23 protein-coding genes are annotated in these 25,705 nt (G+C 57.6%); 17 read left to right on the top strand and 6 right to left on the bottom strand.

Features of this window, described 5'->3' with window-relative positions; genetic code table 11:
• Window position 1: 1 nt before the first annotated feature.
• Both rsxA and IE111_RS14810 read right to left on the bottom strand, forming a co-directional pair.
• Window positions 2-586 carry an electron transport complex subunit RsxA gene (gene rsxA / locus IE111_RS14805; RefSeq protein ID WP_189610112.1) on the bottom strand — a complete coding sequence of 195 codons (585 nt, stop codon included), beginning with the start codon at window positions 584-586 and terminating at the stop codon, window positions 2-4.
• A 216-nt stretch (window positions 587-802) separates the two neighbouring features.
• Window positions 803-1,660 (bottom strand): DMT family transporter, encoded by an 858-nt coding sequence (locus IE111_RS14810; RefSeq protein ID WP_189610114.1) that lies wholly within the window; start codon window positions 1,658-1,660, stop codon window positions 803-805.
• 200 nt (window positions 1,661-1,860) lie between these two features.
• Here IE111_RS14810 and IE111_RS14815 point away from each other — a divergent pair, with 200 nt between their 5' ends.
• On the top strand, window positions 1,861-3,207 hold the full coding sequence (locus tag IE111_RS14815) for a UDP-glucose dehydrogenase family protein (protein ID WP_189610116.1): 1,347 nt from the start codon (window positions 1,861-1,863) through the stop codon (window positions 3,205-3,207).
• 103 nt (window positions 3,208-3,310) lie between these two features.
• On the opposite strand, the gene apbC is transcribed toward IE111_RS14815, so the two are convergent.
• Both apbC and IE111_RS14825 read right to left on the bottom strand, forming a co-directional pair.
• Window positions 3,311-4,378, bottom strand: a complete 1,068-nt coding sequence (gene apbC / locus IE111_RS14820) for an iron-sulfur cluster carrier protein ApbC (protein ID WP_189610117.1) — start codon at window positions 4,376-4,378, stop codon at window positions 3,311-3,313.
• Window positions 4,379-4,702: 324 nt separating this feature from the next.
• Window positions 4,703-6,106 (bottom strand): mannose-1-phosphate guanylyltransferase/mannose-6-phosphate isomerase, encoded by a 1,404-nt coding sequence (locus IE111_RS14825; RefSeq protein WP_229805374.1) that lies wholly within the window; start codon window positions 6,104-6,106, stop codon window positions 4,703-4,705.
• Between the two features lie 365 nt (window positions 6,107-6,471).
• Here IE111_RS14825 and metG point away from each other — a divergent pair, with 365 nt between their 5' ends.
• The 8 genes from metG to hepT (IE111_RS14865) all read left to right on the top strand — a co-directional run bounded on the left by metG (window position 6,472) and on the right by hepT (IE111_RS14865) (window position 13,887).
• Complete coding sequence (metG, locus tag IE111_RS14830) at window positions 6,472-8,526, top strand: methionine--tRNA ligase (protein WP_189610122.1); 2,055 nt, start codon at window positions 6,472-6,474, stop codon at window positions 8,524-8,526.
• Between the two features lie 223 nt (window positions 8,527-8,749).
• Window positions 8,750-9,373 (top strand): adenylyl-sulfate kinase, encoded by a 624-nt coding sequence (gene cysC / locus IE111_RS14835; protein WP_229805375.1) that lies wholly within the window; start codon window positions 8,750-8,752, stop codon window positions 9,371-9,373.
• A gap of 93 nt (window positions 9,374-9,466) precedes the next feature.
• Window positions 9,467-11,209: an SLC13 family permease gene (locus IE111_RS14840; RefSeq protein ID WP_189610123.1), complete on the top strand. Its 1,743-nt coding sequence runs from the start codon at window positions 9,467-9,469 to the stop codon at window positions 11,207-11,209.
• A 46-nt stretch (window positions 11,210-11,255) separates the two neighbouring features.
• Complete coding sequence (gene cysQ, locus IE111_RS14845) at window positions 11,256-12,038, top strand: 3'(2'),5'-bisphosphate nucleotidase CysQ (RefSeq protein ID WP_189610124.1); 783 nt, start codon at window positions 11,256-11,258, stop codon at window positions 12,036-12,038.
• A 151-nt stretch (window positions 12,039-12,189) separates the two neighbouring features.
• Window positions 12,190-12,585 (top strand): type VII toxin-antitoxin system MntA family adenylyltransferase antitoxin, encoded by a 396-nt coding sequence (gene mntA / locus IE111_RS14850; protein ID WP_189610125.1) that lies wholly within the window; start codon window positions 12,190-12,192, stop codon window positions 12,583-12,585.
• A complete protein-coding gene (gene hepT, locus IE111_RS14855; protein ID WP_189610127.1) occupies window positions 12,585-13,004 on the top strand; it encodes a type VII toxin-antitoxin system HepT family RNase toxin in 420 nt (139 codons plus the stop codon). The genes mntA (IE111_RS14850) and hepT (IE111_RS14855) overlap by 1 nt, the downstream gene beginning before the upstream one ends.
• A gap of 89 nt (window positions 13,005-13,093) precedes the next feature.
• Entirely contained in the window at window positions 13,094-13,492 is a 399-nt protein-coding gene (mntA, locus tag IE111_RS14860; protein ID WP_189610129.1) for a type VII toxin-antitoxin system MntA family adenylyltransferase antitoxin, read from the top strand.
• A complete protein-coding gene (gene hepT, locus IE111_RS14865; RefSeq protein ID WP_189610131.1) occupies window positions 13,477-13,887 on the top strand; it encodes a type VII toxin-antitoxin system HepT family RNase toxin in 411 nt (136 codons plus the stop codon). Before mntA (IE111_RS14860) ends, hepT (IE111_RS14865) begins: the two co-directional genes overlap by 16 nt.
• Before the next feature lie 66 nt (window positions 13,888-13,953).
• Here hepT (IE111_RS14865) and wecC read toward each other — a convergent pair whose 3' ends face one another.
• The gene (wecC, locus tag IE111_RS14870) at window positions 13,954-15,219 is read right to left on the bottom strand and encodes a UDP-N-acetyl-D-mannosamine dehydrogenase (RefSeq protein WP_189610133.1); all 1,266 of its coding nucleotides are present in this window, start codon (window positions 15,217-15,219) and stop codon (window positions 13,954-13,956) included.
• 39 nt (window positions 15,220-15,258) lie between these two features.
• Window positions 15,259-16,383, bottom strand: a complete 1,125-nt coding sequence (wecB, locus tag IE111_RS14875) for a non-hydrolyzing UDP-N-acetylglucosamine 2-epimerase (RefSeq protein WP_189610135.1) — start codon at window positions 16,381-16,383, stop codon at window positions 15,259-15,261.
• Window positions 16,384-16,567: 184 nt separating this feature from the next.
• Between wecB and IE111_RS14880 the strand changes: the two genes are divergently transcribed.
• The 8 genes from IE111_RS14880 (at window position 16,568) to rfbA (ending at window position 25,705) form a co-directional block, all read left to right on the top strand.
• A complete protein-coding gene (locus IE111_RS14880; protein WP_189610137.1) occupies window positions 16,568-17,956 on the top strand; it encodes an MBL fold metallo-hydrolase in 1,389 nt (462 codons plus the stop codon).
• A 382-nt stretch (window positions 17,957-18,338) separates the two neighbouring features.
• A complete protein-coding gene (gene cysC / locus IE111_RS14885) occupies window positions 18,339-18,962 on the top strand; it encodes an adenylyl-sulfate kinase (RefSeq protein ID WP_189610138.1) in 624 nt (207 codons plus the stop codon).
• 9 nt (window positions 18,963-18,971) lie between these two features.
• The gene (gene cysN / locus IE111_RS14890) at window positions 18,972-20,384 is read left to right on the top strand and encodes a sulfate adenylyltransferase subunit CysN (RefSeq protein ID WP_189610139.1); all 1,413 of its coding nucleotides are present in this window, start codon (window positions 18,972-18,974) and stop codon (window positions 20,382-20,384) included.
• Complete coding sequence (locus tag IE111_RS14895; RefSeq protein ID WP_189610140.1) at window positions 20,385-22,130, top strand: SLC13 family permease; 1,746 nt, start codon at window positions 20,385-20,387, stop codon at window positions 22,128-22,130.
• Window positions 22,131-22,307: 177 nt separating this feature from the next.
• Window positions 22,308-23,213 carry a sulfate adenylyltransferase subunit CysD gene (cysD, locus tag IE111_RS14900; protein ID WP_189610141.1) on the top strand — a complete coding sequence of 302 codons (906 nt, stop codon included), beginning with the start codon at window positions 22,308-22,310 and terminating at the stop codon, window positions 23,211-23,213.
• 67 nt (window positions 23,214-23,280) lie between these two features.
• On the top strand, window positions 23,281-24,057 hold the full coding sequence (locus IE111_RS14905) for an ABC transporter permease (RefSeq protein ID WP_189610142.1): 777 nt from the start codon (window positions 23,281-23,283) through the stop codon (window positions 24,055-24,057).
• On the top strand, window positions 24,054-24,782 hold the full coding sequence (locus IE111_RS14910) for an ABC transporter ATP-binding protein (protein WP_189610143.1): 729 nt from the start codon (window positions 24,054-24,056) through the stop codon (window positions 24,780-24,782). Before IE111_RS14905 ends, IE111_RS14910 begins: the two co-directional genes overlap by 4 nt.
• Entirely contained in the window at window positions 24,782-25,705 is a 924-nt protein-coding gene (gene rfbA / locus IE111_RS14915; protein ID WP_189610145.1) for a glucose-1-phosphate thymidylyltransferase RfbA, read from the top strand. The genes IE111_RS14910 and rfbA overlap by 1 nt, the downstream gene beginning before the upstream one ends.

The raw sequence follows: 25,705 nt of genomic DNA on the forward strand, positions 1-25,705 counted from the left end.
CTTACCCCAAGGCCACCAGACCGGAAAAACCCATGAACGCCAGCGACATGATGCCGGCTGCGATCATGCCGATGGCCGCGCCTTGAAACGGCACGGGAACGTCGGCCACGGCCAGACGCTCACGCAGGGCGGCGAACAGCACCAGCACCAGTGAGAACCCGACGGCGGCGCCAAACCCATAAAGAAACGATTCGACTAGGCTGTTCTGACGACTGATGTTCAACAAGGCCACCCCCAGAACGGCGCAGTTGGTGGTGATTAATGGCAGGAAGATGCCCAGCACGCGGTAGAGCAGGGGGCTGGTCTTGCGCACCAGCATCTCGGTGAACTGCACCATAAAGGCGATCACCAGAATAAAGCTGATGGTTTTCAGATAGGTCAGCCCCAGAGGCTCCAGCAACCAAGTGTAGATCACGTAACTGGCGACCGACGACAGCGTCAGCACAAAGGTCGTCGCCGCCGACATACCCACGGCCGTATCCAGCTTGTTGGACACCCCCATGAACGGACACAGGCCCAGAAACTGAACCAGGACGAAATTGTTCACCAGGATGGTTCCCACCAACAGCAGGATGTATTCGCTCATAGGACAGCGGCCTTCAACCAGCATCTATTAATAAGGGTGGGTATTATCGTGAAATGATATATGCCTAACAAGGTGAATGAGGGTTGGTTGTTATTGTTTTTAGTTATGGATTGTGGGTTGGAAGGATTAAGGGGATTGTAGGAGCCATGGTCCGCACTCGGCTCCGTGCGCGACCATTGTTGCCACCGCATGTCCTGTCGCGCACGGAGTGCGCTCCTACAAAGCAATCAAAGCCACCCCAATAATCGCCATCCCAAGCCCCACCCAGGCCTTCCCGCTCGCCCGGCTGCCCCGAATCCGGTCGATCGAGAACGCCATGATGGCGCAGGTGGCGATCAAAGTCTGGACGACACCCGCCTCGGCCCGCTTCACCGCCAATTGCTGGAACCAGATGGCCAGCAAGGTCCCGATAAAGGTGCTGACCACCAGAATCAGCCAGCGGCGTGCCGTCAGCCGGGGCCAGAAAGGCTGTCGGCGCACCGCCAGCACCAGCGGAATGGCGACAATGCCGGCACTGAGGCGCAAAAACGACGCCTGGCTGGCGGGCATATCGACGCTCAGGAAGACTTCCCGCATGAACACCATGCCCAGCGCCTGACACAGGGCCGCGCCGAGGGCGAAGCTCATGCCGAGGAACGGATGGCTGCGGTGGGCCGGGTTGCCCGGTTCCAGCACCCAGAACAGGGCCGGGATGATCAGCGCTGCGCCAAGCCATTGCCAGAGCGTCAGGAACTCGTTCAGCCACAGCATGCCGAGCAGAATGGCGAACAGCGGAGCGGAGGATTCGGCAATGGACAGGGTCGTGCGTTCGCCGATGCGATTGAGCGCGGAGAATATAAACGTATCGCCCAGGGTGATGCCGATGACCCCACTCAGAATCAGCGGCCACCAGACATCCTCGGGGATGGCGACCCACTGACCGGTCGCCGCCATCAGAACCGCCAGACCGATGCAGGCCAGCAGCCCTTTCCAGAAATTCAGCTGCAACGGAGCCAGGGTACCGCCGAGATGACGGAAACCATAGGCCGCCACTGTCCACGACAGCGCCGCCAGCAAAGCAAAGAGTTCGCCCATACTGCGTCTCGAATTGGGAGGAGCGGTGATGTAACACTGTGCGAGAGCCCGCAGTCAACCTCGGACGGTAGGAGCGCACTCCGTGCGCGACATAATCGGTGGCATATTATCCTTCCAATCGCGCACGGAGTACGCTCCTACAAACCAGAATTCTCAGGTACAATCCGCGCTTTACACCTTGAGCGAAAGGGATCCTCCCCATGAAAGTAACAGTATTTGGTATCGGTTATGTCGGTCTGGTCCAGGGCACCTGCCTGGCGGAGGCCGGTCACGATGTAATGTGTGTCGACGTGGACGCGAACCGCGTCGAGAAGCTCAAGCAAGGCATTATCCCGATTTACGAGCCGGGCCTGGAGCCCATGGTGAAAGACAACCATCAGTCCGGCCGCCTCAACTTCACCACCGACGCCGCCGAAGGCGTTGCCCACGGCGACATCCAGTTCATCGCCGTCGGCACCCCGCCGGACGAAGACGGCAGCGCCGATTTGAAATACGTGCTGACCGTCGCCCGCTCCATCGCCGAGCACATGGACGGTCACAAGATCATCATCAACAAGTCCACCGTACCGGTCGGCACCGCTGACAAAGTCAAAGCCGCCGTCCAGGAAGTGCTCGATACTCGCGTGGGAGCGCACTCCGTGCGCGACAATCTCACTTTCGACGTCGTCTCCAACCCCGAATTCCTGAAAGAAGGCGCCGCCGTCAACGACTGCATGCGCCCCGACCGTGTCGTCATCGGCACCGACAGCAAAGCCGCCGAAGAAGCCCTGCGCGAGCTTTACGCCCCGTTCAACCGCAACCACGACAAGATCATCGTCATGGACGTGCGCAGCGCCGAACTGACCAAGTACGCCGCCAACTGCATGCTGGCTACAAAAATCAGCTTCATGAACGAGATCGCCAACCTGGCTGAACGCCTCGGCGCGGACATTGAAGCCGTCCGCCAGGGCATCGGCAGTGACCCGCGCATCGGCTATCACTTCATCTACCCGGGTGTCGGCTACGGCGGCTCCTGCTTCCCGAAAGACGTCCAGGCGCTGATCCGCACCGCCGACGGCATCGACTTCAACGCTGAGATCCTAAAAGCCGTCGAATCGCGCAACTACGACCAGAAGACCACCCTGTTCCGCAAGATCCAGGCGCACTACAACGGCGACCTGAACGGCAAGACCTTCGCCGTCTGGGGCCTGAGCTTCAAGCCGAACACCGACGACATGCGCGAAGCCCCGAGCCGGGTGCTGATGGAGGCACTGTGGGAAGCCGGCGCCAAAGTGCAGGCGTTCGACCCCGAAGCGATGGAAGAGACCCAGCGCATCTACGGTGATCGAGACGACCTGATGCTGTGCGGCACCAAAGAAAGCGCGCTGAAAGGCGCCGATGCACTGGTCATCGTCACCGAATGGCAAGCGTTCCGCGCACCGGATTTCGACCTGCTCAAGCAGCAACTGGCCGAGCCGCTGGTGTTCGACGGGCGGAATTTGTACGAGCCGGGGCGGATGAAGAAGAAGGGGTTTACGTATTATTCGGTGGGGCGGCAGGTGGTGTAGGAGCGCACGCCGTGCGCGACCTCTATCATATGGTGCCACGGAACGATGTCGCGCAGGGGCCTGCGCTCCTACAAATCGCGCACGGAGTGCGCTCCTACGGGGGTCACTCCATAGAAATCTCGGGCCCCTCATCCACCCCCTGCAACGCCAAAACCGCCCCGGTCTTCCGCGCCAGGCTCAAATAATGCGCCGTCACTTCCCCATCCGGCTCGGCCACTACCGTCGGCTCACCCCCATCGGTCTGGGTCCGAATCGCGATATCCAGCGGCAGGCTTTCCAGCAAATCCACGTCATAATCCGTCGACAGGCGTGCACCGCCCCCTTCACCGAAAATGTGCTCCACATGCCCGCAGTTGGAGCAGACGTGCATGGCCATATTCTCCACGACACCCAACACCGGAATGTTCACCTTGCGGAACATCTCGATGCCTTTCTGGGCGTCGAGCAGGGCAATGTCCTGGGGCGTGGTCACGATAACGGCACCGGAGACCGGAACCTTCTGTGACAGCGTCAGTTGGATATCGCCGGTGCCCGGCGGCATGTCGATGACCAGATAATCCAGATCGTCCCACAGGGTCTGGGTCAGCAACTGTTGCAGTGCTCCGGAGACCATCGGGCCGCGCCAGACCATCGGCGTTTTTTCGGTGACCAAATAAGCCATGGACATGCTCTGCAGGCCATGGGCTTCGATCGGCAGGAAGAATTTTTCGTCCTTTGTCTTGGGTCGGGTGCCTTCTTTGACGCCCAGCATGGTCGCGACACTGGGGCCATAGATATCCGCATCCAGAATACCGACACGCGCACCTTCGGCTTTCAATGCCAGTGCCAGGTTGACCGCCGTCGTGCTCTTGCCGACGCCGCCCTTGCCGGACGCCACGGCGATGATGTTCTTCACACCATTCATGCCCGGAACGCTGTCGCGCAGGTTTACCGCTTTCACATCGCATTTTACCGTGACCTTGGCGTCCAGGCCGTCGATCTGGGAATCCAGATGGCTCTCGACCAGCATCGCCAGACCGCGCGCGTACTGTTCCGCCGCGTAGGGCAGGGTGATGGTGATGTGGGTCGGCTGGCCTTCCTGAATGTCGATGTCCGCCAGCTCGGGTAATGGGCGGTTGGCATTGGGGTCGGTTAAGGTGGCGAGGGCCTGGTGAATGCGTTCGGTCGACATTGAGGGTCCTTACGTTGGGTTGGAAATTATGGGAGAGAGTGGGGGCGATGGCTGTGATTTAAACGTTGTAGGAGTGCACGCCGTGCGCGATCGGTAGGATGTGGTGCCTCGGAACAATGTCGCGCACGGCGTGCGCTCCTACGGGGCAGTGTAGGTTGGATCGGTCCGACGGTTCGGTAGCGCGTTAGCGCGTGATCCAACCAACTAACCAGTTCCTCTTCATGTAGGAGCGCACGCCGTGCGCGATCAGAGTGTACGTTGCCAGGGTATGATGTCGCGCACAGAGTGCGCTCCTACGAAGTACGTGGTCGACCCCGGATTGATTCAGCTCCGACCATACCGATCCGTAAACCGAACAATATCATCCTCCCCCAAATAGGTCCCCGTCTGCACTTCGATCAACTCCAGCGGGATCTTCCCGGGGTTTTCCAGTGCATGCACGGTCCCGATCGGGATATAAATCGACTCGTTCTCGCTCAACAGCTGCGTCTTCTCGCCGATGGTCACGTTCGCCGTCCCGTGCACCACAACCCAGTGTTCGGCGCGATGATGGTGCATCTGTACGGACAACTTCTCGCCCGGTTTGACGGTGATCCGCTTCACCTGATGACGCGGCCCGGCGTTGATCGTCTTGTACGAGCCCCAGGGCCGATGCACGGTGGCGTGTACATGGTGTTCGCTGCGACCCTGCTCCTTGATCCGGTTCACGATGTGTTTCACATCCTGGGCCCGCTCGCGCGGGATCACCACCACGGCGTCGTCGGTTTCGATAATAGCCAGGTCCTGCACACCCACGGTCGCGACCAGGCGGTGTTCGGCGCGGACCAGGTTGCCGGTCGAATCCAGACTCATGACATCGCCTTGCAGAACGTTGTCGTCCGCGTCTTTCTCGCTCAGATCGTACAACGCCGACCAGGCGCCGATGTCGTTCCAGTCGCCATCGTAAGGCACAACCAAGGCACGGTCAGTGTGTTCCATGATGGCGTAGTCGATCGAGTCCGACGGGCTTTGCGCGAAGGCCTCGGCATCGACGCGGACAAAGTCGAGGTCGGCGTATTTATTCGCCATGGCCTGTTCGACCGCTTTATAAATGGCCGGCTGGCGCTGCTTCAATTCGTCGAGATAGACCCGCGCCTTGAACACGAACATGCCGCTGTTCCAGTAATAGTTACCGGCGGCGACATAGCGTTTGGCGGTCTCCAGATCCGGCTTTTCGCGGAACGCTTTGACCGGGCTGACAGATCCGATTTGTTCGGCTTCGATGTAGCCGTAGCCGGTTTCCGGATAGCTGGGTTTGACGCCGAAGGTGACCAGCTTGTCCTCCGCCGCACCGGCGATGGCTTTGTCCATCGCTTCGGTGAAGGCGTCGATGTTTTCGATCACATGGTCCGCGGGCAGCACCACCAGCGTCGCCTCCGGATCCCGCTCGATCGCCTGAAACGCCGCCAGGGCGATGGCCGGTGCCGTGTTGCGGCCTTCCGGCTCCAGGATAATATCGCTGCGCACGCCCAGATCCGCCAGTTGCTGGGCAATCAAAAAACGGTGCTCGTCGTTGCAGACCAGAATCGGGTCCGCGGAGAGTTTGGCCTTTTGGGCGCGTTCAACCGTTTGCTGGACCAGACTGCGGTCCGGCCGGGTCAGATTAATGCACTGTTTGGGAAAGAGTTCGCGCGATACCGGCCAAAGGCGGGAACCCACGCCACCGGCCAGCAGAACGGGGATGATCACCGTTCGGGTCTCCTCGGAGAAAATTTTGGCAAGAATATCATTTGGCTTGTAGGAGCGCACTCCGTGCGCGACCCGCATTGATGAAGTCTCTGTACCGGTTCCCTAGGGTGGGCACTGCCCACCAATTTATACGGTGGCATCGGCCAGACCATGGTGGGCGGTGCCCACCCTACGAGGCTCTTCGATGTCGTGCACGGAGCCGCGTGCGGACCATGGCTCCTACAGGGTGTCGCGCAAGGGCCTGCGCTCCTACAGCAGGGCGTGCCCGTTTCTCATCCACCCGACATCAGGTAAACTGTCGGGCCCTTTCCGGCGGGCGTTGCCCGTTCGGTCAAGTCCATCCACCTTCGAGGAAGTGCGTACAGATGAGCGAACCCCGCAAGATACTGGTGACCAGTGCCCTGCCATACGCCAACGGCCCGATCCACCTGGGCCACATGCTGGAACATATCCAAACGGACATCTGGGTCCGGTTCCAGAACAGCATGGGCAACATGTGCACTTATGTCTGCGCGGACGATACGCACGGCACCGCGGTCATGCTGCGGGCCGAAAAGGAAGGCAAAACCCCGGAAGACCACATCAAGGCCATGCAGGAAGAGCATGTCCGGGATTTTCGTGGCTTTTTAATCGACCACCACAACTATTACAGCACCCATTCCGAGGAAAACCGCTATTTCGCGGAGCTGATCTACACCCGGTTGAAGACCAACGGCCACATCAGCACGCGGACCATCCGTCAGCTGTTCGACCCGGAAAAAGAGATCTTCCTGGCGGACCGGTTCGTCAAGGGCACCTGTCCGAAGTGTGGTAGCGAAGATCAGTACGGCGACGCCTGCGAAGTGTGCAGCGCGACCTACGAGCCAAACGAACTGGTCAACCCCAAGTCCGTCTACACCGGTGCCACGCCGGTGGAGAAAGAGTCCGAACACTACTTTTTCACGTTGCCCGAGTTCCAGGGCATGCTGCGTGAATGGACCCGTTCCGGCACCCTGCAGGACAGCGTCGCCAACAAGCTGGCCGAATGGCTGGACGCCGAACTGCAGGAATGGGATGTCAGCCGTGACGCCCCGTACTTCGGATTCGAAATTCCCGACGCGCCGGGCAAGTATTTCTACGTCTGGCTGGACGCACCCATCGGCTACATGGCCAGCTTCAAGAACCTGTGCGACCGCCGCGACGACCTGGAATTCGACGAATACTGGAAGAAAGACTCCAAAGCCGAGCTGTACCACTTCATCGGCAAGGACATCATCAATTTCCACGCCCTGTTCTGGCCGGCCATGCTGGACAGCGCCGACTTCCGCAAGCCGGACGGGGTGTTCGCGCACGGCTACATCACAGTCAACGGCGAGAAGATGTCCAAATCCCGCGGCACCTTCATCATGGCCAAGACCTACCTCGAGCACCTGAACCCGGAATACCTGCGGTACTACTATGCCGCCAAGCTGGGTGCCGGCGTCGAGGACATCGACCTGAGCCTGACCGACTTCGCCCAGCGCGTGAATTCCGACCTGGTCGGCAAGGTGATCAACATCGCCAGCCGATGTGCCGGGTTCATCAAGAAGGGCGGTGGTTCGCTAAGCGACAACGTGGCCGAACCCGAGATGCTGGCCGCCTTCCAGCAGGCCGGCATCGACATCGCCGGGGCCTACGAGCGCCGTGAGTTCAGCAAGGCCATTCGCGAGATCATGGCCCTGGCCGACCGTGCCAACGAATACATCCAGTCCAAGGCCCCCTGGGTGATGAGCAAAGAGGAAGGCCGTGAACAGGAAGTTCAGGACGTTTGCTCCATGGGCATTCACCTGTTCCGGTTGATCGCCATCTACCTCGGCCCGGTCCTGCCGGCCATGAGCGACAAGGTGAAGGCGTTCCTGAACGTCGACTCGCTGAATTTCACCGACCGCGAGACCGTCCTGACCGGCCACGCGATCAACAAGTTCAAGCCGTTGCTGACCCGCATCGAGATGACCCAGATCGACGACCTGATCGAAGCCAGCAAGGAAGACGCCGCCGCCGAAGCCAAACCCGGCCCGAAAGCGGCCGAGAAGAAGAAAGCCGAGTCCAAGCAGGACAAGCCGGAAGAGGGAAGCCAGGAGATCGAATTCGGCGACTTCGCCAAGGTCGACCTGCGCGTGGCCAGGGTGATTGAAGCCGATCACGTCGAAGGCGCGGATAAACTGCTGAAACTCAAGCTCGACGTCGGCAACGGCGAGACCCGCCAGGTGTTCTCCGGTATCAAGAGCCATTACCAGCCGGAAGACCTGACTGGCAAGAACGTGGTGCTGGTGTACAACCTCAAGCCCCGGAAGATGCGGTTCGGTGTGTCCGAAGGGATGGTGCTGGCCGCCGGTGGCGGAGATGAGCTTTGGGTGATGGAGGCGGATTCGGCGGTGAAGCCGGGGACGAAGATTAGTTAGGGCTTGTCGCGCACGGCGTGCGCTCCTACGAAAGCCTGGTTCGCGTGCGCTCCTACGGGAAATGTAGGAGCGCACTCCGTGCGCGACCCAATCCCTATTCCCATCCCCCACCCAAATCCGTCATAATCCCGCAACGCAACCGTCATAAGGTTAAGTCTCGAACCCGACCGAACCTTGGACTATAGTGGCTAACCACACTCCCAAAACCTTCAAGGATGAGAGCATGACCGAATCGATGGATTCCCCCTACGAAATCAAAGACCTCGACCTCGCCTCGGACGCCGTTTGGCACAAACACGCCGTCAGCCCCACCGACCGCGCCCGTCTGATGCAACAGACCCCGCGCTGCATCTGGCTGACCGGGCTGTCCGGTTCCGGCAAGTCCACTGTTGCCAACGCCCTCGACGTCGCCCTGCACAGCAACGGCGCCAAGACCTTCCTGCTCGATGGCGACAACGTTCGCCACGGCCTGAACAAGGACCTGGGCATGACCGAGACCGACCGGGCCGAGAACATCCGCCGGGTGGGCGAGGTATCCAAATTGATGGTCGACGCCGGCCTGATCGTGATCTGCGCCTTCATTTCCCCGTATCAGCGCGATCGCCAGATGGTCCGCTCCATCTTCGCACCGGGCCAGTTCCTGGAAGTGTACCTGGATACACCGTTGGAAGTGTGCGAAGAGCGCGACCCGAAAGGCCTGTATAAAAAGGCGAGGGAAGGGGTGATCAAGCAATTCACCGGCGTCAGCGACCCCTATGAAGCACCCGAAGCGGCCGAGGTGGTGATCGATACGTCCAAGGTGAATGTGGAGAAAGCGGTTAAGACCGTACTGAATGCGCTGGCATAGGATCCCAGGTAGGAGCGCACTCCGTGCGCGACCTATATCCAAGGCACCGTATTCTACCGGTCGCGCACGGAGTGCGCTCCTACGATATTAGCCATGACTTTGGAATCAATTCTCACACTCACCGGCCTCATCGCCATCATCATCGGCCTCTATTCCAACCGTGGCCGCCCGGCCTACTGGTTCGTCACGGTCGCGGTTGTCCTGTACCTGGCCGGTGTGCTCACCCTGCCGGAGGTCCTCACCGGCCTGACCAACGAAGGCGTCGTCACCCTGGCGTTGCTGATGATCATCGCCTTCCTGGTACAGGACAGCGGCCTGCTCGAAAAACCCATCGAAGCCATGCTGAACCGCGCCAACCGCAATGGGGCCGGCTTTATCGGGATTCTGGCGCCGGTGGCTCTGGTGAGCGGCTTTCTCAACAACACGCCGATCGTCTCCATGCTGGTGCACCCCATCCGACAATGGGCACTGGACCGGGGGATGGCACCCAGCCAGTTCCTGATGCCGTTGAGCTATGCCGCCATCGTCGGCGGGACCCTGACGTTGATCGGCACCAGCACCAACCTGGTGGTGTTCGGTCTGGTCAAGGATATGGAGCTGGACCATTCGCTTCATTTGCTGTCTCCGGCCTGGGTCGGGCTGCCGCTGACAGTGCTCTTTCTGATCTATTACTGGTTCGCCCGCCATCGGCTGCCTAATCGTACACCGGCGGACACCCGCAGCCAGACGGTGACCCATTTCCAGATCCCGGCGCGGGTGACCGACGCCATCGCCGGCCAGTCCGTGCAGGACGCCCAGTTACGGAACCTGAAACATGGCTATCTCTATCGTCTGGTGCGCGCCACCGACGAGGTGCTGGAAGTCGACAGCCAGACCCGGCTGCATGCGGGGGACCAACTGGTGTTTCTGGGCGCCCCTCAACTGGTTAAGGAGCTGTCCCATCTCAAGGGTGTCGAATTCAGCAACCACGACACACTGGAAGGTGCCGAACCCACCCACCTGGTCGAAGCGGTCGTCCCCATGGGGTCGTCGCTGATCGGTAAAACGGCCAAGGAGGTCGGCTTCCGCAAGCGATTCGGCAGCGTCATCGTCAGCATCGCCCACCAGACCGAGCAGCGTTTCGGCAAGCTGGGGCAATACACGCTCAAGGCCGGCGACCTTCTGTTGCTGGAAACCCAGAACGACCATAAAACCCGCATTGCCGCATCCGACCTGATGGTGCTCAATCGCTACCACAGCGGGCAGCCGCCACAGGCCCGGCGGCGCAGCTACCTGACATTGCTGGCGTTCCCGGCTATGGTGTTACTGGGCAGCGCGCTCGGTTTCCCATTACTCGACATCGCCCTGGTGTTCATCGCGCTTGCGCTGCTCACCGGCCTGGCCCGGCCCAACCAATTGCCCAAGGGCATTGAGCTGGAACTGTTCGCCATCCTCGTCGGCGCTCTGGCCCTGGCCCGAGCGGTTGATAAAACCGGGCTCGCCGACGCCGTTGTCAGCCTGCTGAACGGCCTGCCGCTCACACCGCTGTGGGCCCTGGCCGCGATTTTTATGTTGACCTGGCTGATGACCGAACTGCTCACCAACAACTCCGCCGCCGCCCTGATGCTGCCCTTTGCGTTACCGATAGGCGCTCTGTATGGTTTGAGCGTAAATCAGGTGGCCATCACCGTCATGATTGCCGCCTCCGCCAGCTTCGTGACACCGTTCGGATACCAAACCAACCTGATGGTGCTCTCAGCCGGCAACTACAAACCGATCGACTACGTGAAATTCGGCCTGCCGCTGGTAGTAATATCGGCGGTGACGACAGTAACAATCGTGTATTTATTACTGTAGGAGCGCACTCTGTGCGCGACCAACCAATCTAAAAACGGAACCCAACATGCAAAACATCCCCTTCAACGACGTCATTCAACTCGCCAAGGAAGCCGGCCAGGCCATCATGGCCATCTACGAACGGGACTTCGCCGTCGAAGAGAAGGACGACAAAAGCCCGTTGACCGAGGCCGACCTGGCATCCCACACCGCCATCATCCAGGGGCTTGAACACATCACCCCGGACATTCCCGTCCTTTCCGAAGAAAGCAGCGAATTGCCCTGGAGCGAACGGCAACAGTGGAGCCGCTATTGGCTCATCGACCCGCTGGACGGCACCAAGGAATTCATCAAGAAAAACGGCGAATTCACCGTCAACATCGCACTCATCGACAACGGCGAACCGGTCTGGGGTGTGGTCTATGCCCCGGCGCTGGAGTGGACCTATTACGGCGGCAGCGTCCAGCAGGGCAGCTGGAAAGAGCAGGGCGACAAGGTGCACACCATCGAAGTAACCGAGCTGCCGGAAGACAACACCGGCTGGCGCATCGTCGGCAGTCGCTCGCACCAAAGCGAGGAGTTCAAAACATTCATCGAACGCTTCGACAACCCGACGATTAAAAGCATGGGCAGCTCCCTGAAAATCTGCCTCGTCGCCGAAGGCGAAGCCGACCTCTACCCACGCCTGGGCCCGACCAGCGAATGGGACACCGCCGCCGCCCATGCCGTGCTGACCGGTGCCGGTGGCAAGATCGTCGAAGCCGAAAGTGGGCAGACCCTTCAGTACAACCAGAAAGACTCGGTACTGAACCCGTTCTTCATCGCGGCCCCGGCGGGGTATCACTTGTAGGAGCCATGGTCCGCACACGGGTCCCTGCGCGACATTTGTTCCCTCTCCCGCTGGGAGAGGGGTAGGGAGAGGGGGAAACGGTAATGTAACCCTCCTTGTGACAACCACCCACCAGCCATACACTGTCCCTAAGCCCAACCAGAGCCCGAGCATGCACGATCCTGTCCTGAACAGTCTGATCCGGTTGATCGAGAAAGCGCCGGACGTCACCACGCTGTGGCTGTACGGCTCACGAGCCCGAGGCGACCACCATTCGGGGAGCGACTACGACCTGGCGATACTCTTTCGGGAACCGGTAAAAGACCCACTCGACCGGAGGCTCAGGCCCGAAGAAAAGGCTTTGGAATGGCAGTCGACGCTTAACCTGCCCGAAGACAGACTCAGCGTGGTCGACTTGGCCATAGCACCCATTCCACTGGGCGTCAGCATTCTTGAACAGGGATTGTTGTTGGTCGATAAAGCGCCTGAAGTCCGCATCGTGCTGGAATCCCGCATCCTGTCCAAATGGGAAATCGACTATCTGTACCACCAGAAGAGGTTTGGCTGATGGCCTACCGTGTACCGGCGCAATACCTGGCGTCCATCCAGGAACACGCGAGCGAATGTGAAGCCGATATAGACCGACTGAAAGCGCGGTTAAAAGACCTCCCCTGGGGGCGATTCGAGGAATTAGCCGCAGAACGGACCCTGCAAACCCTGATAGAAGCGGCCATTGGAATCGCCAAGCACTGGTGTAAAGCTGAAACCGGTCACGTGGCCACCGAAGCCCTGCAGGCATTCAAGCGGCTGCAGGCGGAACGATTGATCGAGGAAAGCGACGATTGGCGCAAAATGGTCGGTCTTCGCAATGCCCTGGTACATGACTACCTGGATATTGATGACAGCATCGTCCGTTCCGTTATCGAGGACGGCCACTATCGTAGACCGCTGGCGTTTATCCGTACCGCCATCCAGGCATTGAGCTGAAACAGTTTAATGACCGCCCCAATGGCCTAACACCTGTAGGAACCAAGGTTCTATACTATAGTCCTCGAAAATTCCACCGGATATCACGCATGACGGATGCCGACACCTTGGTTCGCCTGAAGGCGGAACTGGCCGAGTGGCCGAACTTGCAAATGGCGTTGTTGTTTGGGTCCGTGGCCAGGAACCAGGCCACGGCGGACAGCGACCTGGATCTGGCCGTGCAAATGCACAAACCCCTGACGGCTGAACAAAAAATAGCCTTGATTACCCATTTAGCCGAGGTGTTTGGCCGTCCGGTCGATGTGATTGACCTTAGGGAGGCCGGGCAACCCCTATTGAGCGAAATCGTTAGTACCGGGGTTCTGGTACACGGAAGTAGCAAAGAAAAGGGTGATTTGCTCTTCCGGAGTATCATGGATCAGGAAGATTTCGGCGCGAATCAGCAACGCATTTTAAGAGGCCGGCAAAAGCAATGGATAGAGCACTGATCGATCAAAAGCTAGAGTCGCTGCGGCGTTACATTCAACGAGTGAACGACAAGTTGCCCGGAACTGTCGATCAACTTGAAAAGGACTTGGATGCTCAGGATATCGTAGCCTTGAATCTGACCCGTGCTGTACAGCTGTGTGTCGACATAGCGTCTCATTGGCTTGCCGAAAACGCCGGTGTCGCCGCCCCGAAAACCATGGGGCAGACATTTGATGCCTTGAGAGAGGCAGGATTGATTAACGATGATTTGGCATCCCGCCTTAAAAAGGCCGTGGGTTTCAGGAATGTGATGGTGCACAGCTACGATGAAATCGACTGGGCCATTGTACACGCCATTGGCCATCATCATCTTGGTGATTTTAAGGCCTTTGCGCGACTTTTCCTTGAAGACTGAGCACGCGACATCGATGTCTCCTCTCCCATTGGGAGAGGGTTAGGGAGAGGGACAAGTAAAAAAACGCTACGACAACAACCCCACTACATCCAACACCTTACTCCGCCCCCGAATCGCCTCAATCTCCTCAACGAACGCACTGTGCTTCACCAGCACACACACCACATCCGCCTCATCCAGTGCCCGGGCCAGCGGCGTCAGCGTGACATTGTCCCGCTCCAGTCTTGAAGGCAACTTCTTGATGTTCGGTTCGACGATCATGACCTGGCAGCCGAGCCCGGCGATGGATTCGGTAATGGAGAGTGCCGGGCTTTCGCGCAGGTCGTCGATATTGGGTTTGAAGGCCACGCCCAGGCAGGCGACCTTGATATCCTGACGGGTCTTGCCGGGTTCGTCCGCATGAATGCCGTCCAGTTGCTGGCGCACTTTCTCAAGCACCCATTGCGGCTTGTAGTCGTTGATTTCCCGCGCCATGCGGATGATGCGGGCTTCTTCCGGACAGCTGTCGACGATGAACCACGGGTCCACCGCAATGCAGTGGCCGCCCACGCCGGCTCCCGGGGTCAGAATGTTCACGCGCGGGTGGCGGTTGGCCAGGCCGATCATCTCCCAGACGTTGATGTCGAGCTTGTCGCACAGCATCGAGAGTTCGTTGGCGAAAGCGATGTTCACATCGCGGAAGCTGTTTTCGGTCAGCTTGGCCAGTTCGGCGGTGCGGGCGGTGGTGGTAATGCAATCGCCTTGTACAACCTGCTTGTAAAGCCGGGTGGCGACTTCGGAGCATTTGGGCGTCATGCCGCCGATGACCCGGTCGTTCTCGACCAGTTCACGAATCACCTGGCCGGGCAGCACCCGTTCCGGACAATGCGCCATGCGGATGTCCGAACGCTCACCGTGAGTATGTGGGAAGGTGAGATCCGGCCGTTCCTCCGCGAGCCAGGCCGACAATTGCTCGGTTGTACCCACAGGGGAGGTGGATTCCAGAACGACCAGATTACCGGCAGCCAAGACCGGTGCGATCATCTTTGCGGCCGCCTGTATGTAGGACAGATCCGGAACCCGGTCGTCCTTGAACGGCGTGGGTACGGCGATCATAAACGCTTCCGCCGGCTCGGCGTGATTGGTGGCGCGCAGATACCCCTCGGTCACCGCCGCCCGCACGATGATGTCCAATGACGGCTCCACGATGTGGATTTCGCCCCGGTTAATGGTATCGATGGCTTCCTGGTTTACGTCCAGGCCAATCACATTCATACGGCGGGAAGCGAATACAGCGGCCGTGGGCAGGCCGACATAGCCCAGGCCCACAACGGAAATGGTATTGAACGACATGAAAAACCCTCCTTAGTTCGATGGGTCGAGATAAAGCGGTTATAGAGACGTCTCGGATAACGCCTGGATAATGCGACGGCACGCCTGTCCGTCCCCGTAGGGGTTGTGGGAGAGGCTCATGCGTCGATATGCGTTTTCGTCGTCCATCAATTCCTGGACGGCGCTGGTGATCAGGCCCGTATCCGTTCCCACCAGTTTGACGGTACCGGCGGTCACGGCTTCTGGCCGTTCGGTGGTATCGCGCATCACCAGCACGGGTTTGCCGAGTGACGGAGCCTCCTCCTGGATGCCACCGGAATCGGTCAGGATCAGATAGGCGCGGTTCATCAGGTAGACGAAAGGCAGGTAATCCTGGGGGGCGATCAGAAAGACATTGTCGATGTCTTTCAGTAAGCGGTTGACCGGCTCCTGAACATTCGGGTTCAAATGCACCGGGTAGAGCACCTGGGCATCCGGATAGCGCTCGGCGATTTGTCGGAGCGCCTTACAAATGTTCTCGAACCCACTGCCGAAGCTCTCACGGCGGTGGCCGGTCACCAGAATCAACCGCTTGTTCGCGTCCAGGAAGTCAAACTGGCCGGCCAGTTCCGCTTCGAGCTCGGGCTGGCGCCGGATTTTGTCGGTCACATCCAGCAAAGCATCGATCACAGTGTTGCCAGTCAGATGAATCGACTCATTGGATACGCCTTCGTTCAGCAGGTTCTGACGGGCTGTATCCGTCGGCGCGAAATGCAGACGGGCGAGGGTGCCCGTCAGCTTGCGGTTAGCCTCTTCGGGCCAGGGCGAATACAGATTGCCGGTACGCAACCCGGCCTCCACATGGCCGACCGGAATGCGCTGATAAAACGCAGCGAGTGTGGTGATGAAGGTGGTCGTCGTATCCCCGTGTACCAGCACCAGGTCCGGCTTGAAGTCCTCCAGTACGGACTGCAGACCGGTCAGAATCGCGGCCGTCAGCTCAGCCAGCCCCTGGCCGGGCTTCATCAGGTTCAGATCGTAATCCGGAGTGAGGTGGAAGAGCCGCAACACTTGGTCGAGCATATCGCGGTGTTGAGCGGTGACACAGACACGGGCGTCGAAACGGCTGTCATCAGCCAAACGAAGCGCCAATGGCGCCATCTTGATGGCTTCCGGGCGGGTCCCGAATACTGTTAGTATTCTCATGCAGCGCCTTCCTTAGAGCAGGGATCGATTGTCCAACTATTATCGACCCTAAGGCGCCCAACCTTCAAGTACGATTGTGCCAAAACACTGTAGGAGCGCAGTCCCTGCGCGACATATATCCCCTCTCCCACTGGGAGAGGGCTAGGGAGAGGGTCAAACCTCAAAAAACCATAAAGGACCACCCATGCAACCAACCCTAACCCACCACGGCGCCATCACAGGCGTAACCGGCAGCTGCCACCAATACACCCAAACCAACACCAGCTATCTGATCGACTGCGGCCTATTCCAGGGCGCGGAATCCAACCGCCCGCTCAATGCCTTCGACTTCAACCCGAAAACCATAGACGCCCTCATCGTCACCCACTGCCACATCGACCACGTCGGCCGCATCCCCTGGCTCATCGCTGCCGGCTTCCGGGGCCCCATCTTCTGCACCGAACCCACAGCCCAACTGCTGCCCATCGTTCTGGAAGACGCCCTGGGCATTCACATCCCGGACGATCAAGCCCTGGTCGAACGCGCCATCGACCGCATCCGCCGCCAGATCAGGCCCATCCCCTACGGTCACTGGCACGACCTGCCCGGCGAACAACCCGTCCAACTGCGCTTCCAATCCGCCGGCCACATCCTCGGCTCCGCCTACGTCGAATTCGACCACCAGGGCCACCGAACCGTCTTCAGCGGGGACCTCGGCGCCCCCGGCGCCGTCTTCGTCGACCCACCCCAACCCCCGGAGCGGGCGGACATCCTGGTGCTGGAAAGCACCTACGGAGACCGCAACCACGAACACCGGGAAACCCGCAAAACCGAACTGGCCAAAGCGATCGAGCGGTCATTGCGGGATGGCGGGACGATATTGATACCCGCGTTCAGTCTGGGGCGGACACAGGAACTGCTGGCGTTTATTGAAGACCTCACTGTAGGAGCGCACTCCGTGCGCGACATCAAACCCGGGCAAGACACTGTCGCGCACGGAGTGCACTCCTACAAGGACCTCCCAATAATCCTCGACTCTCCCCTCGCCCAAACCCTAACAACAGCCTACCGCCAACTATCAGCTCACTGGCGCGAACCCCTACAAACCAAACGCACCCAAGGCCGCTACCCCCTGGCTTTCGACAACCTCATCACCGTTCAAAACCACCACGACCACCTCAACCTGGTCAACCGCCTCGCCAAAACCGGCCAACCCGCCATCGTCCTGGCCGCCAGCGGCATGTGCCAGGGCGGCCGCATCGTCAACTATCTGCAATCCATGCTCGACAAACCCCAAACCGATATCCTCTTCGTCGGCTACCAGGCCAGAGGCACGCTCGGCAATCGCATCCAGCGGGCGAGGGCAGGGGAGGTGATTGACCTGTTCGGCGAACGCCGCGCCGTCAACGCTCAAATCCACCGCCTGTCCGGCTTCTCCGCCCACGCGGACCAAGCCGGCCTGATCGATTTCGCCACCGGCATGGCCCAGCCCCCGGGCGCCATTCGGCTGGTGCATGGTGACAATGGGGCTAAGCGAGCACTGCAAAACCTGTTGAAACGGGCTCTGCCTGACATAGACCTCACGATTCCATGAGAAACGGGAATGGAATGCACTGCTACAAACCCCCAACATTCACTCAACCACGACATCTTGACCAATCCCTGCAAACCTCCCTACCATGCGTCAGTTCAACAATTGAACGTTCTTGGTGTGCCCTGTACCCGGCCGGGCGGTAGCGTGCCTGAACGACCAATTCAGTTGAGCAGTTCATGACGAACCAACACCGACTCAAGCCTGAAGCACCGTTCGAATGGCGGGTGGTGAAAATGTGACGGACCTCACGTATAGTTGACGGCTATGTCCTTCATAGGTATGAGTAACCAGGAATGCCAGATCAGTCTCGCTTTTGGATTTCAAAGTCCGTTATAGTCCGCCGCCCAAGGCAGTTGCATCGTTTCAAACTAAGGAAGGGCCTATGACCACTTCGCGAAAGACACCTTACGAAATCAAAGATGTAGACTTGGCCTCTTCAGCTGTGTGGCACCACCAAACAGTCTCTCCATTGGATAGAGCCGACCTTTTGAGACAGTCCCCCCGCTGCATCTGGTTAACGGGATTGTCCGGTTCGGGAAAATCCACCGTGGCGAATGCGCTGGACGCAACGCTCCATGCCAATGGCGTAAAAACCTTCCTGCTGGACGGTGACAACGTACGCCATGGGCTGAACAAAGATCTTGGAATGAGCGAGGCCGACCGGGCCGAAAACATCCGCCGGGTAGGGGAAGTCGCCAAATTGATGGTCGATGCCGGCCTTATCGTCATATGCGCTTTCATCTCTCCTTACGCCCGGGACCGACAACAGGTTCGGTCTATTTTTACCCCAGACCAATTTATTGAAGTCTATCTGGATACTCCGCTCGAGGTGTGTGAGCGCAGAGATCCGAAAGGGTTGTACAAGAAAGCCCGTGAAGGCGTGATCAAGCAGTTCACCGGCGTCAGCGACCCCTATGAAATACCGGAATCCGCTGACGTGATCATCGATACGTCGCAATCCAACGTACGCAACAGCGTTTCATCCATCCTCAAAGCACTGGGTTAAGGTTCACACGTGGCACACCAATCCGACCTGATCGGTACCGACATCGAAGCGTACCTGCACCAACATGAACACAAAGGCCTGCTGCGCTTCATCACCTGCGGCAGCGTCGATGATGGCAAATCGACCCTAATCGGCCGTCTGCTACACGACTCCAAGATGATTTTCGAAGATCAGCTTGCCGCCATTACCAACGACAGCCGCACCATGGGCAAGGCCGGTGAAGGCGAGCTGGACCTGGCCTTGTTGGTGGATGGTCTGGCCTCCGAGCGTGAACAGGGCATCACAATCGATGTTGCCTACCGGTTCTTCAGTACCGATCGGCGTAAATTCATCATTGCCGACACACCGGGCCATGAACAATACACCCGCAACATGGCTACAGGGGCATCGACAGCTGAAGCCGCCGTCATCCTGATCGACGCCCGTCACGGTGTGCAAACACAAACTCGCCGCCACAGCTTCATTTGTTCGTTGCTCGGCATACGACATCTGGTGGTCGCCATCAACAAAATGGACCTGGTGGATTTCAGACAGGACCGCTTCAAAGACATTCAGGATGACTACCGCGCCTTTGCCCGGCAACTTGGCATAGAGCAGATCGAGTTCATTCCCATGTCCGCGTTGAAAGGCGACAATGTTGTAACCCCCAGTGAACATATGGGCTGGTACACCGGCCCGACCTTGACCGAATGGCTTGAATCCGTCGATCTCGAAAGCGATTTTCCAACGGACTTCACCCGCCTGCCGGTCCAATCCGTCGTACGGCCGGATCTCTCCTTTCGAGGCTTTACCGGCACCCTGGAAGCGGGTGCGCTGGCCATTGGCGACGAGATCACCGTCTTTCCCGGTGGCCGCAAAACCCGGGTGGCGCAACTCTATCTTGCGGGAGACCCGGTCGAAGAAGCACACACCAACCAGGCGGTGCTGCTGACCACAACGGACGAGGTGGACATTTCCCGTGGCTCCATGATCGTAAAAGGCACTGTGCCCACCCAGGCCAGACGGTCGGAGGCCGATTTGGTCTGGATGACCGATACACCGCTGGTACCCGGCAAGGAATACCTCATCAAGTGCGGCACCCTGGTTACCCCGGGGCGGCTCGAACGTCTGTCTTCCAGGACCGATGTCAATACATTGGAGCGAGCACCGGCCGAACGACTTGAACTGAACGAGATCGGTACAGGCGTATTGAACACCAATGATCCATTGATTTTCGATGCCTACGGTAAGCTGCGCGCGACTGGATCCTTCATCGTGATCGACCGCATGACCAACATTACCGTGGGGGCCGGTCTACTGCGAGCAGAGGCTGAGGACAACGGCGACGCGGAACCGATCGGGCGGGACTACACCGAAGCCGAACGGGCGTTGAACGCCTACATTCGCGAACACTTTCCGGAATGGGGTTGCAAGGCTATATAAATGGACGGGTTCTCAATAGCGATAACCTGTTTCGGCCTGCTCACCGTTCTGGTGGGCTTGTATTCCGGCCGGGGTAAGCCTGCCATCTGGTTTGTGGCTGTAGCCATCGGCCTGTATCTGTCCGGTGTGTTGACCCTGGGGGAAACATTGAGCGGGCTCACCAACGAGGGCGTCGTCACACTGGCGGCGCTATTGGTTATCGCACATCTGGTGCAGCAAAGCGGCCTGTTGGAGCGCCCGATCGAAAACCTGCTGACCCGGGCCAATGGCCAACGAGGCGGGTTTATTAACGTGTTGGCTCCGGTTGCGGTCATCAGTGGGTTTTTGAACAACACACCGATTGTTTCCATGCTGTTGCATCCGGTTCGGGAATGGGCTATTCGACGAAACACTGCCCCCAGTCGCTACCTGTTACCCCTCAGTTTCGCGGCCATCGTGGGCGGAACACTCACATTGGTGGGTACCAGCACCAACCTGGTGGTGTTCGGGTTATTGGGTGATTTGAACGCCGAGCACAGCCTGAGCCTGTTGAGCCCGGCCTGGGTGGGCGTACCTCTGGTGTGTCTGTTTCTGGTGTATTACAGCCTCTCTCACCGCTGGCTGCCCAACCGAACGCCAACGGATACCAGTTCCCATGGGGTGACCCAGTTTCAGATTCCCGCCGCCATCGGTAGGCCCTTGATCGGTAAAACGGTGGAAGCCGCCAAACTGCGTAACCTGAAACACGGCTACCTGTACCGGGTTCGGCGTGGGCCGGAAGAACTGCTGGAAGCCACCGGCGAAACACACCTGAAGGAAGGCGACATCCTCATCTTCCTCGGCGCGCCCCAACTGGTGAAAGAGCTCTCTCACATCAAGGGCATTGATTTTCCCAGCGGTTATTCATTATCCGATGCCGAACCGACCCATCTGGTTGAGGCCGTTGTACCGCTCGGGTCTTCACTGATCGGTAAAACGCCAAAAGAACTGGGGTTCCGGAAACGCTTTGGCAGTGTGATTGTCAGCATCGCTCACCAGACCGAACAACGCTACGGCAAGCTGGGTCAATACCCCCTGAAAGCCGGCGACCTGTTGCTGTTGGAAGCCTTGAACAACCATACCTCAAGCCTGCCGGCCTCTGAACTGATGGTGTTGAACCGGTACCACAATGCCCTGCCGTCCAACACCCGATGGCGCGCATACGGCTTATTGGCGGCGTTTCCGATTATGGTGGTGGGCGGCAGCGCCCTCGGGCTGCCGCTGTTGAACATTGCGCTGGTTTTTATTGGCCTGGCATTACTGATTGGGTTGGCTCAGACTTCCCAACTCAGCGCCGGGCTAGACTTGGAACTGTTTTCGATACTGATCGGCGCGCTGGCGCTGGCAAGAGCCATCGACAAAACCGGGCTCGCCGACCAAGTGATACAGCAAGTGGCAGCGGTACCACTGACCCCGATGCTGGCCATCGCCGCGATCTTTGCGGCAACCTGGCTCGTGACCGAACTGTTGACCAACAATTCAGCCGCAGCCCTGATGTTGCCCTTTGCTTTACCCTTGGGCCAATACTACGGCCTGAACGTGAACCAGATAGCGGTAACGGTGATGATTGGTGCATCCACCAGCTTCATCACCCCCTTTGGCTACCAAACGAACTTGATGGTGCTCTCTGCCGGCAACTACAAACCGCTGGATTACGTAGCGTACGGCCTGCCGCTGGTGGCCATAACGGGAATTACGACCACAACCATGGTCCACAACTTTCTGTAGCAAAAACGCCCTCTCCCTCTGGGAGAGGGCCGAAGCCCAAAAACACTCCTTCTCCCCGGGAGAGGAGAGGGCCGAAGCCTAAACCCCCTCTCCCTCTGGGAGAGGGCTGGGGAGAGGGCAGTACCAAAATGTAGGAGCGCACGCCGTGCGCGACAAAAAACCAACACAGATTAAAAAATGACCAAAAACCTAACCCACCTAAAACAACTGGAAACCGAATCCATCCACATCATCCGTGAGGTGGCGGCCGAATTCGAAAACCCGGTCATGCTCTACTCGGTAGGCAAAGACTCCGCCGTCATGCTGCACCTGGCCAGAAAAGCCTTCCTGCCGGCCAGGCCCCCCTTCCCGTTGATGCACGTGGACACCACCTGGAAGTTCCGGGAAATGATCGAGTTCCGCGACCGCATGGCGGCCGAGATGGGCATGGAACTGATTGTGCATATCAACGAAGAAGGTGTGGAACAGGGCATAGGCCCCTTCACCCACGGCAGCGCCGTGCACACCGATGTGATGAAAACCCAGGCGTTGAAACAGGCCCTGAACAAACACCGGTTCGACGCCGCCTTCGGCGGCGCCCGGCGGGACGAGGAAAAGAGCCGCGCCAAGGAACGCATCTATTCGTTCCGGGACCAAAACCACCGTTGGGACCCGAAAAACCAACGCCCGGAACTGTGGAAACTGTACAACGGCCGCGTGAACCGGGGAGAGAGCATTCGGGTGTTCCCGCTGAGCAACTGGACGGAGCTGGACATCTGGCAATACATTCACCTGGAGAACATCCCCATCGTGCCCCTGTACTTCGCCGCCAAACGCCCCGTGGTGGAGCGGGACGGCACCTTGATCATGGTGGACGACGACCGCATGCCGCTGCACCCCGGTGAAACACCGGAACACAAAATGGTGCGTTTTCGCACACTCGGGTGCTACCCATTGACGGGAGCGATTGAGTCCACCGCGGCCACACTGCCGGAGATCATCCAGGAGATGCTGCTGACTAAAACCAGCGAGCGGCAAGGCCGGGTGATCGACCACGACCAAGCGGCGAGTATGGAAAAGAAGAAGCAGGAAGGGTATTTCTGAGCCATTTACGGACGACGAAGACACCGATGTTAGCGAGCCACACCTATAGACAAGAAATTGGAAACCCATGAACTCATTGCAATTCATCAGTTTGGTGGACACACAGGCCCGTATGGCCTTGAAGGCGGAAGCCTCGAAGCTCTATCTGAGCTACCTTTGGTGGGTGCTGGAACCCATTTTGTTTGTACTGGTCTTTTACTTCGTGTTTGAAGTGTTGCTGAATTTTGGTCGTGAGAATTTCCTGCTGTTTCTGATGTGCGGGAAAATACCATTCCTTTGGTTCTCCAAGTCGGTCAACACCGGGTCGAATAGCATTGTGCAAAATAAAGGGTTGATTAACCAGATAGACATTCCGAAAACCCTTTTCCCGTATACCTCAATTCAAGAAGCTCTGTACAAGCAATGGGTCGTCTTTCTGGTCCTTTTCGCTATGGTGATGTTTTACGGCCATTGGCCTAGCCTTAGCTGGCTATGGTTGCTTCCGGTCATACTGGCTGAGTACCTACTAATATTGCTGTGTACTTTGCTGGGTGCTTACTTGGTGGCTTTCGTAGGTGATTTTCGAATGGTCATTCAAATGGGAACCATGTTCTTGATGTTTTCTTCCGGTATATTCTGGGATATTAACAGTATTGGCGATGGACAGCTCCGAGAGTTATTGATGATATATAACCCTTTGGCATTCCTGATAGACGCCTATCGTCAAGTTTTGATGGAAAATGCCATGTATGATTTACAGCACCTGGCGCTGCTCAGTGCGGGATTGATGGCCGGCATACTGATGGTGCAGATTGTTTATCGTGTCCAAAGCCGGACCATAGCAGCTAAGGTGGTAGCCGGATGAATACGGACAAAAAGACGTTGCTCGCTGCGACGAATCTTTCTATGACTTACAAAACACGTTCCAGAACTTTCCGTTCTTTTGAACACCATGCTTTAAAGGGATTGACGCTAGAGGTAAAGCGCGGAGAGACACTTGGAATTTTAGGTCGCAATGGCTGCGGAAAGAGTTCATTGCTACGGATTCTCGCAGGCATCGTTCATCCTACTAGTGGCCAATTGGAGCTACAGTCCGGGTTAACCCGGTCGTTGTTAACACTGGGGCTAGGGTTCCGACCAGACTTGAGTGGAAGAGACAACGCCATTTTAAGTGCGATGTTGCAAGGAAAGTCAAAAAAGCAGGCGAAAGCAACGCTGGAAACAATTCAGGAATTCGCTGAACTAGGTAAATTCTTTCATCAACCAGTGAGAACATACTCCGCCGGGATGCGCGCGCGATTGGGATTCGCAACCGCATTAAAAACGGATGTGGACGTTTTGCTCATTGATGAAGTGCTGAGTGTGGGTGACACCCACTTCAAGCATAAAGCCGAGCAGGCGATGTTAGAGAAATTGAATGGACACCAAACAGTAGTATTTGTAAGCCATAACGCTGGTCAGATTGACAAAGTATGCAATCGGGCAATCTGGATTGAAGGTGGAGTAATCCGGGGCCAAGGAAACACAAAAGAGGTTGCTAAATCGTATCGGCAATTTATGAATGAACTGGATAAAGAGAAGGGGGTTTAATGAGTGCCGTCACACGAAAAGGGCTTATACTGGCAGGAGGTTCTGGAACACGCCTGTACCCGCTGACCAAAGGTGTGAGTAAACAATTAATGCCGGTGTACGATAAACCGATGATCTACTACCCACTCACCACATTAATGTTTGCTGGAATCAAAGACGTATTGATTATCACAACGCCCCACGATCAAGAGTCGTTTTATCGTTTAATGGGTGATGGTAGCCAGTGGGGCATGAATATTCAATATGTCGCCCAACCTAGCCCCGATGGTTTGGCTCAAGCATTTATATTAGGTGAAAATTTCATAAATGGTGACCCAAGCAGTTTGATTTTGGGGGACAACATTTTTTATGGCCATGGTTTTTTAAAGCTTTTACACAAAGCCAAGAAAAGAAAGTCCGGTGCCACTGTTTTTGGGTATCATGTGGATAACCCTACTAGTTATGGCGTCGCCGAGTTTAATAACGAAGGGCGGGTTGTTAGTTTAGAAGAAAAACCTGATAAGCCAAAGTCAAATTATGCTGTTACCGGATTGTACTTCTATGACAATCAGGTTTGTGATATTGCGAAAAATATAAAGCCCTCCTCCCGAGGAGAGCTTGAAATTACAGATGTGAATATGCATTACCTTAAAGATAATCAATTAAATGTGGAAATAATGGGTCGAGGTTATACCTGGTTAGATACAGGGACGCATGAGAATCTATTGAATGCAGCTCAATTCGTACAGACCATTGAAAAGCGCCAAGGGCTCAGAATTTCTTGCCCCGAAGAAGTCGCATATCGTCAAGGCTTTATAAGCGATACAGAATTGGAGAACTTGGCGGGAGAGCAGATTAAAAGCGGGTATGGAAATTATCTATATAAAATACTTAATGATGGTAAGCGTCCGTGTGGGGATTTGTTGAAACGATTTGAGGGGTGA

This window comes from Saccharospirillum salsuginis (genome assembly GCF_014651855.1).
In the GTDB taxonomy this organism is placed as follows: domain Bacteria; phylum Pseudomonadota; class Gammaproteobacteria; order Pseudomonadales; family Natronospirillaceae; genus Saccharospirillum; species Saccharospirillum salsuginis.

Bases quoted from the DNA above. Each gene is read 5' to 3' on its own strand.
- rsxA (WP_189610112.1), bottom strand. From the start codon at position 586: ATGAGCGAATACATCCTGCTGTTGGTGGGAACCATCCTGGTGAACAAT.
- IE111_RS14810 (WP_189610114.1), bottom strand. From the start codon at position 1,660: ATGGGCGAACTCTTTGCTTTGCTGGCGGCGCTGTCGTGGACAGTGGCG.
- IE111_RS14815 (WP_189610116.1), top strand. From the start codon at position 1,861: ATGAAAGTAACAGTATTTGGTATCGGTTATGTCGGTCTGGTCCAGGGC.
- apbC (WP_189610117.1), bottom strand. From the start codon at position 4,378: ATGTCGACCGAACGCATTCACCAGGCCCTCGCCACCTTAACCGACCCC.
- metG (WP_189610122.1), top strand. From the start codon at position 6,472: ATGAGCGAACCCCGCAAGATACTGGTGACCAGTGCCCTGCCATACGCC.
- cysC (WP_229805375.1), top strand. From the start codon at position 8,750: ATGACCGAATCGATGGATTCCCCCTACGAAATCAAAGACCTCGACCTC.
- IE111_RS14840 (WP_189610123.1), top strand. From the start codon at position 9,467: ATGACTTTGGAATCAATTCTCACACTCACCGGCCTCATCGCCATCATC.
- cysQ (WP_189610124.1), top strand. From the start codon at position 11,256: ATGCAAAACATCCCCTTCAACGACGTCATTCAACTCGCCAAGGAAGCC.
- mntA (WP_189610125.1), top strand. From the start codon at position 12,190: ATGCACGATCCTGTCCTGAACAGTCTGATCCGGTTGATCGAGAAAGCG.
- hepT (WP_189610127.1), top strand. From the start codon at position 12,585: ATGGCCTACCGTGTACCGGCGCAATACCTGGCGTCCATCCAGGAACAC.
- mntA (WP_189610129.1), top strand. From the start codon at position 13,094: ATGACGGATGCCGACACCTTGGTTCGCCTGAAGGCGGAACTGGCCGAG.
- hepT (WP_189610131.1), top strand. From the start codon at position 13,477: ATGGATAGAGCACTGATCGATCAAAAGCTAGAGTCGCTGCGGCGTTAC.
- wecC (WP_189610133.1), bottom strand. From the start codon at position 15,219: ATGTCGTTCAATACCATTTCCGTTGTGGGCCTGGGCTATGTCGGCCTG.
- wecB (WP_189610135.1), bottom strand. From the start codon at position 16,383: ATGAGAATACTAACAGTATTCGGGACCCGCCCGGAAGCCATCAAGATG.
- IE111_RS14880 (WP_189610137.1), top strand. From the start codon at position 16,568: ATGCAACCAACCCTAACCCACCACGGCGCCATCACAGGCGTAACCGGC.
- cysC (WP_189610138.1), top strand. From the start codon at position 18,339: ATGACCACTTCGCGAAAGACACCTTACGAAATCAAAGATGTAGACTTG.
- IE111_RS14895 (WP_189610140.1), top strand. From the start codon at position 20,385: ATGGACGGGTTCTCAATAGCGATAACCTGTTTCGGCCTGCTCACCGTT.
- cysD (WP_189610141.1), top strand. From the start codon at position 22,308: ATGACCAAAAACCTAACCCACCTAAAACAACTGGAAACCGAATCCATC.
- IE111_RS14905 (WP_189610142.1), top strand. From the start codon at position 23,281: ATGAACTCATTGCAATTCATCAGTTTGGTGGACACACAGGCCCGTATG.
- IE111_RS14910 (WP_189610143.1), top strand. From the start codon at position 24,054: ATGAATACGGACAAAAAGACGTTGCTCGCTGCGACGAATCTTTCTATG.
- rfbA (WP_189610145.1), top strand. From the start codon at position 24,782: ATGAGTGCCGTCACACGAAAAGGGCTTATACTGGCAGGAGGTTCTGGA.